Genomic DNA, 18,082 nt, shown 5'->3' with positions numbered 1-18,082 from the left:
TTTCAAACCTTAAAACAACAAACCATGAAAAAACTATTTCAAAAAGTAATGTTTGCATTCATTTTGGTTGCAGGATCTGTAACAGCGCAAGCCCAGATTGAATGGCGCGTCGCGGGCAACAATGCCGCACCTGGAGATTTCCTCGGCACTCTCACTCCTCAACCATTGGTATTTAAAGTCAGTAATACCTTATCCGGAAAAATTGACTACACTAACAACAGCGCCAATACCAGCATTGGATTTCAAACACTCATTGGGCTGACTAGTGGGAAGCAGAACAGTATATTTGGATTTCAGGCACTGAAATTCAATACCACGGGTTCATATAATACAGCAGTGGGTTACCGAAGTTTAAATGCAAATCTGATCGGTGCCAACAATACTGGAATAGGATATCAGGCCTTGCTCAGCAACATTGCTTCAAATAATACCGGTGTGGGTTATAATGCTTTGGTAAAGAATTCTACCGGAACATTAAATGCTGCACTTGGTAGCAATGCTCTTGCTAACAATACGTCGGGAAACAATAATGTTGCTATTGGTAGTAATGCACTTTTTACTCAAACCACCAGTTTTGACAATACTGCAGTAGGTGTAGATGCGATGTATTCCAACACTACCGGTAGTACAAATACTGGTAATGGAAGGCAAGCTCTTTACTCCAACACTACTGGCTACAACAATGTAGCGGTTGGAGGACAAGCACTTTATTTCAACACCACTGGCTATGAGAATGTTGCCGTCGGTTTGCAGGCGCTGTATTCAAATACTACAGGAAGAAATAATATAGCAGCAGGGAGATGGGCGCTGTATTCAAATACTACGGGATTCAACAATGCAGCCATGGGAGATGCTGCTCTTCAGTATAATACTACTGGATACAACAACGAAGCAGCCGGGGCAAATGCACTTTACCGCAATACCACAGGTTCATCGAATGCAGCAAATGGAATGAGTGCTTTAGCACTTAATACTACCGGATATGAGAATACAGCAACCGGTAATTCAGCACTTTATTCCAATATAACCGGCTACGACAATGTTGCCGATGGATTTCAAGCGCTATATTCAAATACCTCTGGTTACTTCAATACAGCGAATGGAAGAAATGCGCTTTATTCAAATACAACTGGTAATAGTAACTCTGCAAATGGTGCAGGTGCTCTTGGCTCAAACACAACGGCCTCATCTAATACGGCGAATGGATATTCCTCCCTCGGATTAAATACAACGGGTAATAATAATTCCGCAAATGGATATGAAACACTCTTTTCAAATATATCCGGAAATGATAATACGGCCAATGGACACCTGTGTCTTTTTTACAATACTACTGGATTCAGCAATACCGGCAATGGAAGACAATCACTATACAACAACACCATTGGAAACAGTAACGTAGCTGATGGGAATTCAGCATTGTATGCTAACACCACCGGTACTAACAACACTGCGGAAGGATTCAATTCTCTTTTCTACAATGTAACAGGTACTTACATGACTGCATTGGGTTCAGGTGCAGGTGTAGCGAGTGGAAATACCAACTTAACCAATGCAAGTGCAATCGGAGCCAATGCCATTGTATGTTCAAGCAACATGATGGTGTTCGGAGATGCTGCAGTTACCAAATGGGGATTCGGTGTTTGCCCGGGTCCTACTGATGCAATTTTGGTTGGAACCAATCCGACAAATGGTAATGGAGCCCATGTCACAAATGGCGGCGCATGGGTAGATGCTTCCGAAAGAGCGAAGAAAGAAGGTTTCACTGCGCTGGATAAGAAGGACATTCTCGAAAAAATTTCGAAACTCGAAATCACCAGATGGAAGTACATAGGTACTGATAATGAATATCACATTGGTCCAATGGCCGATGATTTCTTAAGCACCTTCAATGTGGGTGATAATACCGGAATAGCCCCAATGGATAAAGCAGGTATTGCACTCATCGGAATTCAACAACTGTCTAAAACAAATGATGAATTGAAAATGCAGGTTGAAACGCTGCAATCGGGCAATCAGGAATTGAAAGATGAAGTAGAGGATCTCAAGTCAATAATGAATGAATTGAACGCTCAGCTTCAATCGATTGATGCTTCTCTTTCACAGTGCTGCACAAATCATCAGCAATCGAAAGCATCCTCAACAGATGGGAATGATAACGCGGGTGCTCACCTCTATACAATAACTCCCAATCCTTTTTCACAAAAAGCAACCATCACTTTCTCGCTTCCTGTTGATGCATCCAATGCGCAATTATCTATTACAGATGCAAGCGGAAAACTCGTTAGCACTTACCAGCTTTCAATGGGTTCAACAGAACAAGTTATTGATGCCAATAAACTTTCACCAGGTGTTTATCAGTATTCACTGATCGTAAACGGTAAAGTAATCGACAGCAAACAAATGGTGGTGACACATTAAGCGAACCCAGTTTATAAATATTAAAGTGAAGCCGGCACCAGCTATAAAGCCGGCTTCATTATGTAGGTACTTCGAAAGGGCAGCTATTTATCAATAAATGATATCTCTACTTGCTGATTTATTTTTCCTTTCGTCATTTCAGGTTGAAAGCGTTTGCGTCGCATCACCTTTTCACCTGATTTCCATCTTTCCATAAGGCGCTTCTTCAGTAACAAGAAAATAATTATGCGTAATAAAACGCCTGCATGTTGTTTTCATTAACTAAGCCCTTCACACTTATCACCTTATTTCTCACACTTAATAAATGTACAGGAACACTTACCAATTGGTAATTGACATCGGTGATAACGTGAAGTATGTTTGTAATCAACTATTTTTAGAATAAATTATCGGACCTCCACCCTGAGATGGTATTGCAGTGTATTCTCAAAAACCGAAACAGAGTAAGAACCCGGAAGCTGAAAAGGGTAAGCAGAGTAAGCAAAAAAATTCATCTAAACTTTCAACAAATGAAAAAACTATTGATCATTTTATCATTGCTTGCCACTTTTCATGTGAATGCTCAGGTACTGAATTCTCCTTCGGGAACCGTTGGATTTTCATCGCCTAATGTTGGAATCGGCACGACTTCAACAGTTTCCAATTATGGTGTACATATGCGCGGTGGAATTGGAAATCCTATTCCGTCTGGATTGTACATTCAGCGAGGAGATATTCCCGCTTCCAATCAAGACTGTGCATTGGGCATAGGCTTCTCCTCCAATTTATTTTCCGCTGTGAGTATTGGTGGAGGGTCATGTGCCTTTCAGCTTTTTCCTTCAGCGAATACTCCGGCACCGGATATGGCATTTTCAACCAATACCGTTGCGCCACAATTACTTATCAGGAACAATGGAAATGTTGGCATCGGTACAGCTACACCTGTGCAATTATTGGATGTGAATGGCACCACCAAAACAAAAAGATTCATCATGACGAATGGCGCTGTGAATGGATATATTTTGCAAAGCAACGGAAGCGGTCTTGGTACCTGGGTAAATCCTTCCAGCCTGGTGCTTGCTGAAACAGATCCTAAAGTAGGAACATTAACCACCAATAAAATTCCCAAGTGGGGAGGAACTACATTGGTAGATAGCAAGATCGCCGAAGTTGGAACAAGCATCGGGGTAGGCACTTCTACTCCTGCTACTAACTATGGAGTTCATATTTCAGGTGGTGTCAGCCGTCCGCTGGGAGTAGGCATTTACGTTGAACGGGCAGATCTGATTCCATCTAATCAGGATTGTGCATTGGCTGTTGGTTTCTCCTCCAGCTCTTTTACCTCAGTAGGAATAGGAGGCGGCTCTTGTGCATTCAGGCTTTTTCCTTCAGTAAATACGCCGTCACCTGACATGGCCTTCTCGTGCAATCAAACAGCTCCTCAATTGATAATCAAAAATAATGGTAGCGTAGGAATCGGTACAGCGATACCCGGAGCACTGCTGGAGGTTGCCGGCGGTGATGCTTTAATTAATACTTTAACAGTAGGAAAGGGCGGCAGTGCTTTACCCTCTAATACGGCTTTAGGATTTCAAGCGCTATCGTTAAACACATCAGGATATAATAACGTAGCAACTGGATACCAGGCAATGTATTTAAATACCACTGGATATCGCAATGTTGCAAATGGTTACCTGGCACTCACTGCTAACACCATAGGAAATTTCAATACTGCCACCGGCTATACGGCACTTTATTACAATGCTGACGGAACCGGCAATTCTGCTCATGGCGCCGGTGCACTTTTCTCAGCAACTAACGGAAGTTACAACACCGCAATGGGTAACTTAGCCCTCTATTCTAATTCCGGTGGAAGTTTTCTTACAGGATTAGGTAGTAATGCAGATGTTGCAGGGGCTAATCTTTCCAATGCAACTGCAATAGGATTTGGCGCGCTTGTAAATAACAGTGATAAAATTCGTTTTGGCAATGCAGCAGTAACTGTCATTGAAGGCAATGTAATTTATACTGTGTCCGATGGAAGATTCAAAACAAATATTACGGAAGATGTTAAAGGCCTTGACTTTATTAATAAGCTTCGCCCGGTACAATATAACTTTGAAGCAAAGGAGTTTGATGAATTTCTAAGCAGGAATTCACCACAGCAAACAAAGGATCTATTGAGCAAGATGGATTATTCAAACGCACAAAAAGCCAGATATGACGGGTTTATTGCACAGGAAGTAGAAGCTGCTGCGAAAGAAGTTGGATATCAATTCAATGGTGTGCATGTACCTGAAAACGAGAATGATAATTACAGTTTGGCATATAGTGAATTTGTGGTGCCGCTTGTAAAATCAGTGCAGGAATTGTCAAAACAAAATGATGATCTGAAGACCCAGCTTGCAACGATGCAGACGCAGATTGATGCGTTGATCAATGGAACAAAGTCTCCTATTGATTTAAAATCAACAACCGGCAGCGTAAGCAAGCCAATCCTTAATCAGATCGCTCCCAACCCGTTCTCTCAAAGCGCAATCATCAGTTTTGCGCTTCCGGCCGATGTTAAGGATGCAGAATTACTGATCACTGATTTGAGCGGAAAAATTCTTAAAAGCTATTCCCTCATTGCAGGTGCAACGCAACAAGTAATCAACGGTAATGAATTGAGTGCAGGAACTTATTTATATTCGGTTTCTATAAAGGGAAAAGTGATCGACAGCAAACAAATGGTGGTGACACATTAAGCAAACCGGTTAACAGCAATCTTTTTCCATAATTAAAAAAGAAGCCGGCTTCCCTTTAGAAGCCGGTTTCTTTTTGGATGATGCGCAAACTCGAAGCAATGCTAAGTAACAGCGACGAGGGATTTTTAAAATGAAAAAATTCCGGGATAAGAATCTTGCCTGGGCCGTTTGTAAATCAACTCCCTTATTGACAGCAGGCTTCCTTATATTTCCGAAATGCTCCGCCTCCTTTTCCTGGTAAGTTTTTATTGTTGCTTCAACAGCATGTGCCTGGCGCAATTTGTTTACATGAAGCATTTTACTTCAGCAGACGGGTTGCCCAGCAATGTAGTGTATGATGTTTTGCAGGATGAAGATGGATTTATCTGGTTTGCGACCGATCACGGAGTGAGCCGTTTTGATGGCCATCATTTTAAAAACTTTTTGAAATCGGATGGCATTGCCGATGATGAAATAATCAGGTTAGGTAAAGATCAGCAGCAAAGAATCTGGTTTTTGGGTTTCAATGGGAAAGCCTCTTTTTACCTGCACGGAAAATTCTACAACGAAAACAATTCCGCGGTAGCCGCTAAAACGCAGTTGAATTCTGTCTTCTGCAAAGTGCTTGTTTCAAAAAAAGGCATGGTCTATCTTGTTTCAAACAGCGATGGCTTTATTGAAGTGAATGGTGATTCGGTAACTCAGTATTCAAAACAGACTTTATTTCGTTTAACAGGATTCAATTATCTGAACGGACTTAAAGCTGTGAAAATGGATACCTCCGGACAGCTTTTGCTATTCACAAATGACAGCGCCGCAATTTTCAACCATGGAAAAGCATCACCATTGCTTCAGCAGCTTCCAAAAAATACGGTTCATGGCTTTATACTGTCAGATGGATCTTATGTGATTTTGGGAAATAACAACCTGGTAAGATTCAAAGGAAATAGAACTGACACTGCCACCGGATTTGAACAGAATCCTTTTGCTGATTATAACAGCGTGGAAGAAGACGGTAACAATAATCTCTGGCTCATGTCAAAAACCGGTGCGCGGTTATTTCGTGATAAAATTTTAGACGCGCAACACCAGTTGAAAATACTTGATGGCAAATATTGCGGCCATGTTTTTACCGACAGTGAAGGCAACACCTGGCTGGCACCTTTGCGCGACGGTGTTTACATGATTCCTTCTCTCGAAATACAATTGCTCAGCAAGCCGGATGGACTTGCGAATAATGATGCGATTGTATTGTCAGCACATCCAAATGGCGTAATTGCCGGATTTGCCAACGGTATAGCGCAACAGATCCTTTACGATCACGGACCCATTCAACTTCGGCCTCCGGTGGAAATCACCGGATATCCGGTGAATTTTTTTCCCGGAAAAAATAAGCAGTGGCTTTGTGTAACAAATTTCGAACTGATTACTACGGATGATAATTTTAAAACGATCAGTAAAACGGTTATCGGCTGGACAAAATCCGCGCAACGGACGAAAGACGGTTCGTTGCTTTTAGGTGGTGGTCAGAAACTTTCGCTGCTAAAAGATAACCGTCTTTCGGTACTGTATCAATTTCCACATGATAAAAGGATTTATGCGATCGCAGAAGACCGGAACAACCTGCTTTGGATAGGTACAGAACAAGGGCTTTTTATATTTCATGATTCCAGCATGCAGTTTCTCGGAGAAAAATTTCCTGCACTTAAAAGCAGAATCAGCGATCTCCGTCTCGACGCAACAGGCAGGTTATGGATTGCTTCTGCGGAAACCGGATTGTGGATGCTTGAAAATGAAGTGTTGAAAGAAATGCTGGCGACGAAAGAAAAAATTTCCGCCCGGAATATTTTCATTGATAATAACAACATCATTTACGCGGGAACCGATGCAGGTCTATTCATATTAAAGGAAATAAAAAAGGGAAACTTTCAAATTACACGTTTCAGAAAACAAGACGGTCTTGCTTCAGAAAAAATAAATTCATTGCTTGTAAAAGATGGCATGATCTGGATTGCAACCGATGAAGGCCTGCAGGTTTTTCCGGTTGATAATAAGTTGAAAAAAATCACAAATGTCCCGATATATCTCAATTCCTTTACCGTAAACGGCACTTCCACAAAGGTTGATACTGCGCTGCAATTCGATTACCGTCAAAACAATATGCAGTTATCATTTTCCGGAATCAGTTTCCGCGAAGCTGCTGCATTAACGTATCGCTATAAGCTTCGGTCCGAGGACGTAAACTGGCAATACACTTCCAATTCAACATTGGATTTGCCGCAATTACCTGCGGGAAAATATCAGGTTACGGTGCAGGCCGCTACTTCAGCAGACAACTGGTCAACCCAACCCTTACAACTTGCATTCACTATTCATTTGCCTTTCTGGAAAACCAAACTTTTTTTATGCAGCCATTCTATTTCTTTTTGCATCAGGAAGTGTGCTGTTGTTCCGCTATCGTTACAAAATGAAATTGCTGAAGGAAGAACAGAAAAGAAAATCAATCGAAGCGGAGCTGGCAGCTTTGCGTTCGCAAATGAATCCTCACTTTATTTTCAATTCACTGAATGCTATACAGGATTTTATTTTTCAACACAAGACAGAAGAAGCGAATGAATACCTCGCCAAATTTGCAAAACTCATCCGTGCTGTCCTGCATCAGTCACGAAAAAAATCGGTGACCGTGGAAGAAGAATGTGAGTTGCTGAAAACATATCTCGAATTGGAATCATTGCGTTTCAATAATTCATTTGACTGGGAAATATTTACTGATCAACAATTGGAAATCAATGAGGTGATGATTCCTTCCATGTTGTTGCAACCGGTAGTGGAAAATTCAATAAAGCATGGATTTAAGAACCTGGAACGAAAAGGAATGCTTAAGATCAGTTTCAAAAAGAAATCGATGGCATTTGTTGTGAAGTAAGCGACAATGGTACAGGTCGTGTGACTGATAAAAATGGAAAAGGCAGTTCACTGGCCATTTCCATTATACAAGAGCGCATTGCTATTCTTAATCAATCTCTGCGGCGGCCCTGCACAATGGAAGTATTTGATCTTGGCGATTCAGCTTCGCCTTCAGGGTTAATGACCATTTTCAGGTTTCCGTCATCCATCTGACTATTCTTGTAACCGGTAAGATTCAATGCTAATTAACATTGCATTTTTCATTCTAAAAATATAAACGACATCAGGAATCGAAGTATATTTCGAGTGTATTAAAATCTTCAGCTCATGTTCTCCTTTGTAATTATTGAAGATGAACAACACAGCGCAAATGTGCTGCTGCAAATTATGCTACAGCATTTTCCCGCATTGCAGTATCATGGCCGGGCAGCAGGCGTGATGGAAGGGGTGACGCTGATTAAAAAGAAGCATCCTGACCTGATTTTTCTGGATGTGGAATTGTGTGACGGAACCGGTCTTGAAGTCTTACGACATTTTGATCAACGACCGTTCAAAACGATTTTCACAACAGCCTATGATCATTATGCATTACCGGCCATTAAATTTTCCGCCATTGATTTTTTGCTGAAACCGATCAGTATTGAAGAGACAAAATCGGCTGTAGAAAAAGCGATGCAGCTATCACAGACTGAGCGCATCGACCAATTGGTAAAGACGCAGGAAAACGGTGCTTTGAAACGATTAGCGCTCCCTACGCTGGAAGGTTTTGCATTTGTAGATGTTAGTGATCTTGTATTTCTTTCTGCGGAGGGAAGCTATACCGTGCTTCATACTGCTGACGGACAGAAGTATGTTGTTTCCAAACCACTGAAGGAATATGAAGAGTTGCTGGAGTCGCAGGGATTCTTCCGCATTCATCATTCCCACATCGTGCGGCTTCATCAGATCAGCAAGTATGTGAAAGGAAGCGGAGGTTATGTAGTGATGAAAAACGGAATATCGCTCGATGTTTCCGCAAGAAGAAAGGATGATTTTTTGAAGAAGCTGACGGAGATGTAGTGGTCTTTGGCAGGTCAAAACACGAAGTAGCGTCTAATATCAGTTCGTGGCTATATGTTAGCTCCTTTAGCCCTGAAAGGGCGTAATCTACTAAAGCAGGGTGCAGCCCTGCGTAAAAAAATATATCTATGAGCCAATCTCTGGTAAAAAACTATCTCCACATCGTCTTCAGCACTAAATATCGTCAGGAACTCATCTATCCTCCGGTTGAACAAGAACTGCATGCATACTTAGGAGGGGTCTGCAAAAGCCTGGAATGCCATCCAATAAAAGTGGGCGGCTATACAGATCACATACACATTCTTTGTATGCTGTCCAAAAAAATAGCACTCATGAAATTACTCGAAGAAGTAAAATCACACTCTTCAAAATGGATCAAGACTAAGGGATCTAATTATAGTAATTTTTACTGGCAAGATGGATATGGTGCATTCTCGGTAAATCCTTCAGATATTGATAGGGTTATTAAATATATTACAAATCAAAAAGCGCATCATAGTAAAAAAACTTTTCAGGATGAATATCGTGCCATGCTTAAAAGGTATGAGGTAGAATATGATGAACGGTATGTTTGGGATTAGGTGGTGTGTTGCGCTCTTTCAGATCTTTGTTTGTGATGGCTTCGCCATCACTTCCCAGGGCTGCATTCTGCTTTAGACGCAGGGCTGCACCCTGCTTTAGTAGATTACGCCCTTTCAGGGCTTAGTTGGGTACGTGATGATTGGCAAGTGTAGCAAAAAGTTAGGGGCAAAGCAAACGCCTGATCAGGATGTGCTTGCTGCAAACATTATCAAATCATAATAGTATGGCTGGAAAAATCGGCCTTTCTTTATCAGACATCTCTTCCCTTTACGCTTATCCTCCCATTCCCTACACTTATCAGATCAGGCAACACACATATGAGTTACGGCTTGCAGTCAAAGTGACATCAAAGTATATTTATTTTTATTATGAAAGAACCGAAAATAATCATTGACCATGGCGGTAATGAAAATTGGGAAACTTATCAACCAGAGGTGGCACTGATTTCAATGAATGAATATATTCAGATACGCTTCACCAAGAAAACGGCTGATGCAGTGAATATTTATAAACGCAGATCTTCCAGTGAATCCTGGCAATTTATCGCTACAGCAGTTAACTCTCCATTTGACGATCATGAATCTGAAGAGCCCTGGGAATACAGAATTCAAGGCGTAAGAGAAAGCCGGGAAGTCGGTTTGCCTGTGGTAATTGCATATAACGAACACAATCATTCAGCATAAAATTTTCAAACCCCAAATTTTAATAGTTATGAAAAAAGTTTTCCTCCGTCTTGTAACTTCCTTTATCGTATTGTTAGCAGTTCCGCAATTCTGTGCTGCCCAACTGGACGTCAAGATCACGCAGAATCCGACCTATCCCTGTGATATTGATACCTCTTCTGGTACCGGCGGCGGACCGGATTGTATTCATGTCTGTCTTGGTGATACCGTTGCATATACCACTGATGGACAAGGCCAATTTCACTGGGAACTCTCGGGCAATGGAACGATTATCAGCGGGCAGGGAACTCAAACCGTTGTAGTGGTCTGGAATTCACCGGGAACCTATCAGGTAATGGTGATAATCCAGGGCCCTGACGGGAATCCGAAAGTTTATCATTTATGCGTAATTGTAGAACAGCCTCCTACTGCAGTTATTGGTTTCGATGCAGGACTTACTATTCAAAACGGTTGCATAAAAATTTGTAATAACACTACCATTAACTTCAACAGTACTGGTTCCTACGCAAATATTTTAAGCAGCGACTGGGATTTCGGAGATGGATTTACAACGTCCACTACCGGCACCACAGTGAGTCACACTTACACGACTCCTGGCAATTACATAGTTACACTTACTGTTCACAGCGCCTGCTGTACAGGCACTGTACAATATTGCGTAAATGTTGATCCGGCAACAGGCCCAGATATTTTTTGTATCACACCGGTGTGCGGAGGAACTGAAGGAGTTAAGTATTGCACCGGTGCAGTTTGCGGGACTTACAATTGGTCAATTCTTGGCGGCACAGGCACAATTCAGGGACCTAATAATACAAACTGCGTACTGGTAAATTGGGGCGCCGGTCCGGTAGGAACTCTCTCACTCGCCACAACACTGTGCACGCCGGCAACATGTCCGGTGGCCACTGTTGCCACCGTTCCCATAATGCCAAACGGAGGATTTATTATTGGCGGCCCTCAACTGGTTTGTGCACCATCTGTACATTCGTATTCGGCGCCTGTAATTCCTGGAGCACAATACACATGGACATTATTTGAACCATGCGGCAGCACCACCACCACGCTTCCAACCAACGCACCACCGTACATACAGAATATTACATTTCCTTGTTTGGGACAATATATTCTCACCTGCCATATGAGCAATGATTTGCTTGATTGTGTAGGGGACACTTCCATAATTATCAATGCAGTGGGAAGTTTTAGTATTTCAGGTCCTGATACTATTTGTGAAAATTCAACAGTGAGCTTTACTTCATTACCATTTAATTGCGATTGGAATATTCCATCAGTAGGTTCAGCAACAAATTCTAACAATCCTTCCTTTACATTTTCCACTGCTGGTACTTACACCGTTACTGCAACACCTGCTTTTCCCAATGTTGCCTGTAATTCACCACAAACATTAACGGTTGTTGTGCTGGCCGCTCCAACGCAGGCCACTATTTCTCCCAATCCAACTGTTTGTCCAGGCACACCTTACACTTATACTGCTTCCGGTTCGGGGCCTGGTGTTACTTACAATTGGTCTTCAACAGGCGGAATTACTTTTAATAATGCTACCGCGAATCCGGTTTCAGCAAATATTCCGAATATCTTTTCTTCCGGAACAATTACGGTAACACCGGTTAACTCAGCAGGGTGCGCCGGAATTCCCACCACAATTACTGTAAATGGATATGCAACTCCTACACCCACGATTACCGGCCCTTCAGCTGCCTGTCCGGATGTGAATACCACTTACAACATTTCACTTTCTTATCCCGGCGTGTCAAACGTCAATATCACCATCAATCCTGCAAATGCCGGCGTGATCGTAAACCAGACTTTGACAACGGTTGATATCAAATGGTTTGTGATAGTTCCTCCAACAGCAACTATCACCATATCAGAAACCATTTGTGGTAACCTCACCGGCACTTTCACTACACCAACCATAAACATATTGCCATTGCCCACTCCAACCGCTGCTGCTTCCGGTGGTTGTGTTGGTACCAATGTGAGTCTTACAGCTACAGGCGGTACAGGTTACGCATGGTATCTGGCAACAGGTGGAGCTTCCATTGGATCAGGAAGTCCATTGTCCACTCCTTATGTTGCTCCTGGAAATTATTATGTGGTGGCAACCGGTGCTAACGGCTGTACGAAAATCGCCTATGCATTGGCAGCAGAATTTCCCGGACCTACTGTTTCTAATCCTTTGGGCCCCACTACCGGATCATGTGATCCGCTTACCGGACTCTTTAGTCCTGCTGTAACGCTACAAACTGCAAATGGTCCTTATACCTTTTCATGGTCGAACGGCGGTACGAATTTCTCAACTACGGTAACCACACCCGGAACTTATTCGGTTACAGTAACTACTGCTAACGGTTGTACAAAAACACAATCTCATACCATACTTTGCGGATGCGCAGTACCCTGTCCAACCTGTGTTGACGGAGGAACCTGTGATCTCGTAACCGGAAATCTTTTGTCACCTACAACGCTCACCTCACCGGCAGCAGGTAGTTATTCATGGAGCCCCGGCGGACAAACAACTCAAACCATCAGTACAATTGTTCCCGGTTTATATTCAGTTACTGTACCTAATCCGGGTAACCTCGCTTGTCCTACTTCTACCACTTCATTTTATGTGCATTGCACAAACGATGTTTGTCCATACAGTGGCAATCCTGTTTGTACAGCAAATACTCCAATCGTATCGCAAGGCAATCCTAATTGCAATGATTTCACATTTACTACCAATAGCAACTGCGCTGGAACAGCGGTCTGGAGTTTTGGAGATGGCTCACCAGGTGCATCAGGAAATACGGTAACCCATACCTATTCACAGATAGGTACTTACCAGGTGTGTTACACTTTCGGAGGAAATGGGCCTTGTGATCCGGGAGCAACAGCATGTACTAGTATTACAGTGCCTGTAGCTGCTAACTTCAGCACTTTGGTGAATTGTAACATGGTACAATTTACCGATCTCACCAACTTCTTTTCCGGCTCTATCAGTGGTTGGCTCTGGCAATTCGGAGATCCGGCAAACAGCACTTCAACCTTACAAAATCCTTCCTTCACGTATTTAAATGGTGGCACTTACAATGTTACACTTACTGCAACTGTTGGTCTGTGTCAGGCAAAAATTACAATTCCCGTAACCGTTGTAGGACCAATTATCACAACAAGCATAGTAACAAGTGCCTGCAATGCGCCTGTGCAATTTACCGCGGCTGACAACGGTTCAAATCCACCTGTGGTAAGCTGGAGCTGGAATTTCGGTGACGGAACATTTTCAACCGATTCAAGTCCATCACACACCTTCCCTCCTCCCGGCCCGCTTTCTTACACTGTAACAGTAACAGCAACAAGCGGAGCAGGATGCAGCACAACTGCTTCCGGAACGGTGACTATTAATCCGCCACCAGCACCCTTCAACCTCATTTACACTTCACCGGGTTGTGGTAATGTACTGCTTGATGCAGGTGCAGGATATACTTCCTATCAATGGTACATGAGCGGAACAGCGATCAGTGGACAAACCAATCAAACATACACTGCTATTGCTTCAGGAAATTACTATTGCGTGGTAACAGACCTCAATGGTTGTATCATACAAAGCAATACGGCAAGTATTGTCGTGAATCCACTACCCGTTATTGTTCTTACGGCAAGTCCACAGCCCTTATGTACGGGCCAGGTAATTACACTCAACTCGGGACTTGGTGCTGGTTACAATGTTAAGTGGTTTGATAATTTGTTTGCACTTCTGTTTACCGGTTCCACTTATTCACCTGGCATGCTGCCTGCGGGAACCTATACTTACAATGTTATTGCCGTGGACAATGCAACAGGATGCCAGTCAAATGCTGCAATAACTATCACCATCAATCCTGCACCTACAGTTACCATTTCCAATTCAAATCCAGCCGGCATTTGCGCGCCGAGTGCGGTAACACTTACCGCTACAGGTCTTCCGGCATCTGTAACTTATGCTTGGAGCAATGGAGCGATCACACCGGTGATCAATGTGTACAGCAGCGGTCTTTATACGGTCGTTGTTACCGATCCTGCCAGCGGTTGTACTGCATCAGCAGTTGATAATGTGATCATCTTCCCATTGCCTGATCTTAGCTTGTTGCCCATTGGTTGCGACTCAGGTTGTATCAATCCGTTAGCTGATACGATTCATGGTCCTCCCGGAATGAGCATGTATGACTGGCAAATCAACGGCGTGAATGTCAGCAATCTTCAGGATCTTGGATTGAATCCAGGCAACTTGCCCAACTACGGAGTGGCTTACGTAATAAAACTGATTGCCACTACCGTGAATGGATGTGTAGACAGCACCACCTTTGAATACACGCCGAGAAGCTGCGACTCCTCAGATTGTTATACCATGACGGATACCATCTGGTGTAATCTGGATGGCACCTATTCCTTTCAGATTTCAGTTGAGAATATGAATGCAGTACAGTCAGCATCCATCATGCTCAATAATTTTACTTCACCCTTCATGGTAAATGGGTTGAGCTATTATTACCAGTTTCTTAACCTTCCACCAAATAGCTCGAGTGGATGGTTCCCGGCAACACCATTGATATTAAGTTTACCACCAAACACACCGGTGCCAACTGAATTCTGTTTGCATTCGATTGTAATCTATGGCGATACCTGTTGCTATGATTCCATCTGCATACCTATTCCGAATTGTGTGCCATGCGATAACATCAGCATCAGTTCTACAGCAGAAGATTCTTCCTGTTGCAAAACTGTTTCGTTGTACAACAATTACAATGGCGGTTATTTTTCAGGAATACAGGTTACTCCTATTACGGTGGGTGCAACCATCGGTTCTACTTACTTAGGTGGTGCCTATACAGGATCATGGAATTCACCGCTGAACAATGCATCAACGGTAATTTATAAACCCAATGCAGGATTCATTCCTACCGGGAATACTACCGGACTCTTTACGATGTGTCTTTCCCTTGCACCGGGAACTCCATCACCACAGATTGTTGTGTTGAACTGGCTGACGCCAAATGCTCTGGGAGATGACAGCATCGCCTGTACTGACACGTTGAAATTCTACTGCATATCAGAACCAATTAATCCATGTGGTACGGTAGAAGACACCATTATCTGCCTTGGTAATGGTACGTATCAATATAGTTTCACGCTTACTAATAACAGTGCGAATGCAATCAGCCAGGCAGTGATTGATTATCTGAATCCAACAGGAGTACTCAACAGCTTCCCATTGGTATTCAACTATCCGCCACTTGCACCAGGCGGCACTTACACGCAAACATTTACATTCAACACAGCGTTGCCTGCAGGTTCTGTTGTTTGCTTTCATATCACATTGCTTGATAGCATAGGATGTTGCTGCCACGCCGTAGATACTGTGTGCTTCACTATTCCCGATTGCGAAGTTACCTGTGCCTGTGGCCATTGGGATGATATTTTTGATATCCATCTGTCTCCTGTTCCTGCAGGTTCTCCAAGTGATTTACTCATTGAATGTGGTGCTGCACTCACCAACCTCGAACCGGGAGTTACCATCAGCTTTACTTCACCAATGTATTTCTGCACTGGAAATGACGCGACGTGTACTTCCAATATCACCTGGAACATTCCAGGCGCATCTCCTTCTTCGGGAACAGGATTGCCTGTCTTCACATTAAATACTGCAGGCACTTATACACTAAAATTGTATGCGTCCTGCGGTGGAAGTGTTTGCGATTCCTGTACCATCAGTTTTGTTGTAACTAATCCTTGTTCTTGCGGTCAATGGCTGCCATTTACTTCTGACGTTACCGTAAATGGAAGCACCAGCACAGGATTGAGCATGGCTTGCGGTGCTCACTTTGATGGAGTGCTTACTGGAAGCACTTATAACTTCACCTCAGGTGGATTTAGTTGTAATGGTGTGGCGGCAGTTTGCCAATCGCAAGTTACCTGGAGTATGCCGGGAGCCTCACCTTCTTCGGGAACCGGACTTCCTGTATTCACATTTAACACTGCAGGCACTTACACGCTTACGATGTATGGTTATTGCGGCGGTAATTTGTGCGACAGTTGCTCGATGACTTTCTTTGTATCTGAAAATTGCAACTGCGGTTCGTGGAATCCGTTTACAATCACCACCAGCAATGTTTCCTATATCAACCAGCCGTGCGGTGGCATCTACAATTCCAAGTTAGGATTTCCAATTACTGTCAATGGCAATTACGCCTGTCAGGGTGGAGCCGATTGTTCCGCAACATACAGTTGGGTAATAAACAAAGGAGCAGTGTTTTTCATGAGTGGCACTTCAATGCCAATCGTATTTAATCCATCTGCCGCAGGAAGTTACACTGTTACGATCAACGCAACGTGCAATGGTGTGAGTTGTGGAAGTTGCACATTTACGTTTAAATTGAAGAGTCCGGCGCCTTCACCTCAAATCGGTGCTCTATCGAACAGTGAAAAAGAGGCTCCCGCGATTGTGCAGTTGAAAGCAACGCCTAATCCGACAAGAGGGGCAGTCACTTTACATTTTGTCTCACCTGCCTCTGAAAGTGGCACTATTAGCTGGTTCGATGAATTGGGAAATATCCGGAAGCAATTGATCACATCATGGGAAGGTACCGAAACGGATATTGAGATGAACGTGAGTGATCTTGCAGAAGGAATTTATTTAGTGCGGTTCAACGGAACCAGTAGCAGCGGATTTACCAAGGTGGTAGTCTTCCGTTGAAATAAGTGATTGGCTTTTTTGAAACCCTCCTGTTGATTTTCGGCAGGAGGGTTTTTTTGTATCGCGACTTTTAAGTTTCACTAAAAAACCCACCGTCGACAAATGGGTTTCTTTACCGATTCATCATGGATCAAGTTCCTTATCAAAAAAAGGGCGCGCAAAAAACTCGCCCCCAATGTCGGGCTACATTGATTATCCATACAATTCAACCCGAACTGATTTGCTATCGTAACCCATTGCTGTTATGCGTTCGCGTGCTTCATCCACCATGTTTCTCCAACCACATAAATAAAATTTCGCTGGTCGTTTGTCGGCAAACAGTTCTTCGTACAAAGGATGTACATATCCTTTATGTCCGTTGAATTCCGGTGATGTTTCCCTGCTAAGGGAAAAAAGGAATTTGAATCGGGGCAATTTATTTTCCATCGCTGCAAGTTCTTCGTGGTAAAGTAAATCTTTCAGATAACGTGATCCGAAGATCAAATAGATATTTCTATAAGGACGAGGATTACGTACAAGATCCAGTAACATAGAACGATACGGTGCTATGCCAGTACCTGTTGCGATCAAACAAATTTCTTCTGTAATTTCATTGGGAAGTATGAAACTTCCTGATGGGCCTTTGAATAATAAAGCAGAGCCTGCACGCAGTTCTTTCCAAATATAATTGGTACCAAGGCCATGTGGCGCATGTACGATTACCAATTCAAATTGATTTGTGCCATCCGGTGCTGATGCAATGGAATAACTGCGCCAGCGATGATTCTTCTTGTGGTGAATCGGCAAATCAACAGTAATAAACTGACCGGGAATAAAATGGAAAATTTCCAATTCAGGAACCTTGAAAAAAAACCGTTTGGTATTTTCCGTCACATCGATAATATCTGTCACTACAGCGGTGAACCATTTTTCCAATGCCATACACACTCAATTTTAAAACAATACCTGATAACTCTTACTGGCGAAAGAATGTTCAGAATTTATAAAAA

Annotated in this window: 10 protein-coding genes; 9 read left to right on the top strand and 1 reads right to left on the bottom strand. The window is 42.9% G+C overall.

The features are described from left to right. The first annotated feature begins 24 nt into the window (after positions 1-24). The 9 genes from IPO83_08550 to IPO83_08510 all read left to right on the top strand — a co-directional run bounded on the left by IPO83_08550 (position 25) and on the right by IPO83_08510 (position 17,093). Positions 25-2,421: a T9SS type A sorting domain-containing protein gene (locus IPO83_08550; GenBank protein ID MBK9731322.1), complete on the top strand. Its 2,397-nt coding sequence runs from the start codon at positions 25-27 to the stop codon at positions 2,419-2,421. Positions 2,422-2,930: 509 nt separating this feature from the next. Then, entirely contained in the window at positions 2,931-5,147 is a 2,217-nt protein-coding gene (locus IPO83_08545; protein ID MBK9731321.1) for a tail fiber domain-containing protein, read from the top strand. A gap of 216 nt (positions 5,148-5,363) precedes the next feature. After that, positions 5,364-7,742: a hypothetical protein gene (locus IPO83_08540; GenBank protein MBK9731320.1), complete on the top strand. Its 2,379-nt coding sequence runs from the start codon at positions 5,364-5,366 to the stop codon at positions 7,740-7,742. Continuing rightward, a complete protein-coding gene (locus IPO83_08535) occupies positions 7,663-8,052 on the top strand; it encodes a histidine kinase (protein ID MBK9731319.1) in 390 nt (129 codons plus the stop codon). Before IPO83_08540 ends, IPO83_08535 begins: the two co-directional genes overlap by 80 nt. A gap of 20 nt (positions 8,053-8,072) precedes the next feature. Beyond that, complete coding sequence (locus IPO83_08530) at positions 8,073-8,246, top strand: hypothetical protein (protein MBK9731318.1); 174 nt, start codon at positions 8,073-8,075, stop codon at positions 8,244-8,246. A gap of 114 nt (positions 8,247-8,360) precedes the next feature. Continuing rightward, on the top strand, positions 8,361-9,092 hold the full coding sequence (locus IPO83_08525) for a response regulator transcription factor (GenBank protein MBK9731317.1): 732 nt from the start codon (positions 8,361-8,363) through the stop codon (positions 9,090-9,092). A gap of 128 nt (positions 9,093-9,220) precedes the next feature. Continuing rightward, positions 9,221-9,673 carry an IS200/IS605 family transposase gene (gene tnpA / locus IPO83_08520; protein MBK9731316.1) on the top strand — a complete coding sequence of 151 codons (453 nt, stop codon included), beginning with the start codon at positions 9,221-9,223 and terminating at the stop codon, positions 9,671-9,673. Between the two features lie 369 nt (positions 9,674-10,042). Beyond that, entirely contained in the window at positions 10,043-10,357 is a 315-nt protein-coding gene (locus tag IPO83_08515) for a hypothetical protein (GenBank protein MBK9731315.1), read from the top strand. A 28-nt stretch (positions 10,358-10,385) separates the two neighbouring features. Beyond that, positions 10,386-17,093, top strand: a complete 6,708-nt coding sequence (locus tag IPO83_08510; GenBank protein MBK9731314.1) for a PKD domain-containing protein — start codon at positions 10,386-10,388, stop codon at positions 17,091-17,093. A 192-nt stretch (positions 17,094-17,285) separates the two neighbouring features. Here the strand turns inward: IPO83_08510 and IPO83_08505 are convergent, their stop codons facing one another. Further along, a complete protein-coding gene (locus tag IPO83_08505; protein MBK9731313.1) occupies positions 17,286-18,014 on the bottom strand; it encodes an oxidoreductase in 729 nt (242 codons plus the stop codon). Positions 18,015-18,082: the final 68 nt, after the last annotated feature.

The organism is Chitinophagaceae bacterium (assembly GCA_016717285.1).
Classification (GTDB): domain Bacteria; phylum Bacteroidota; class Bacteroidia; order Chitinophagales; family UBA10324; genus JACCZZ01.
Note: the sequence above shows the minus strand (reverse complement) of the source record. Positions and strands in the feature narration are given on the sequence as shown.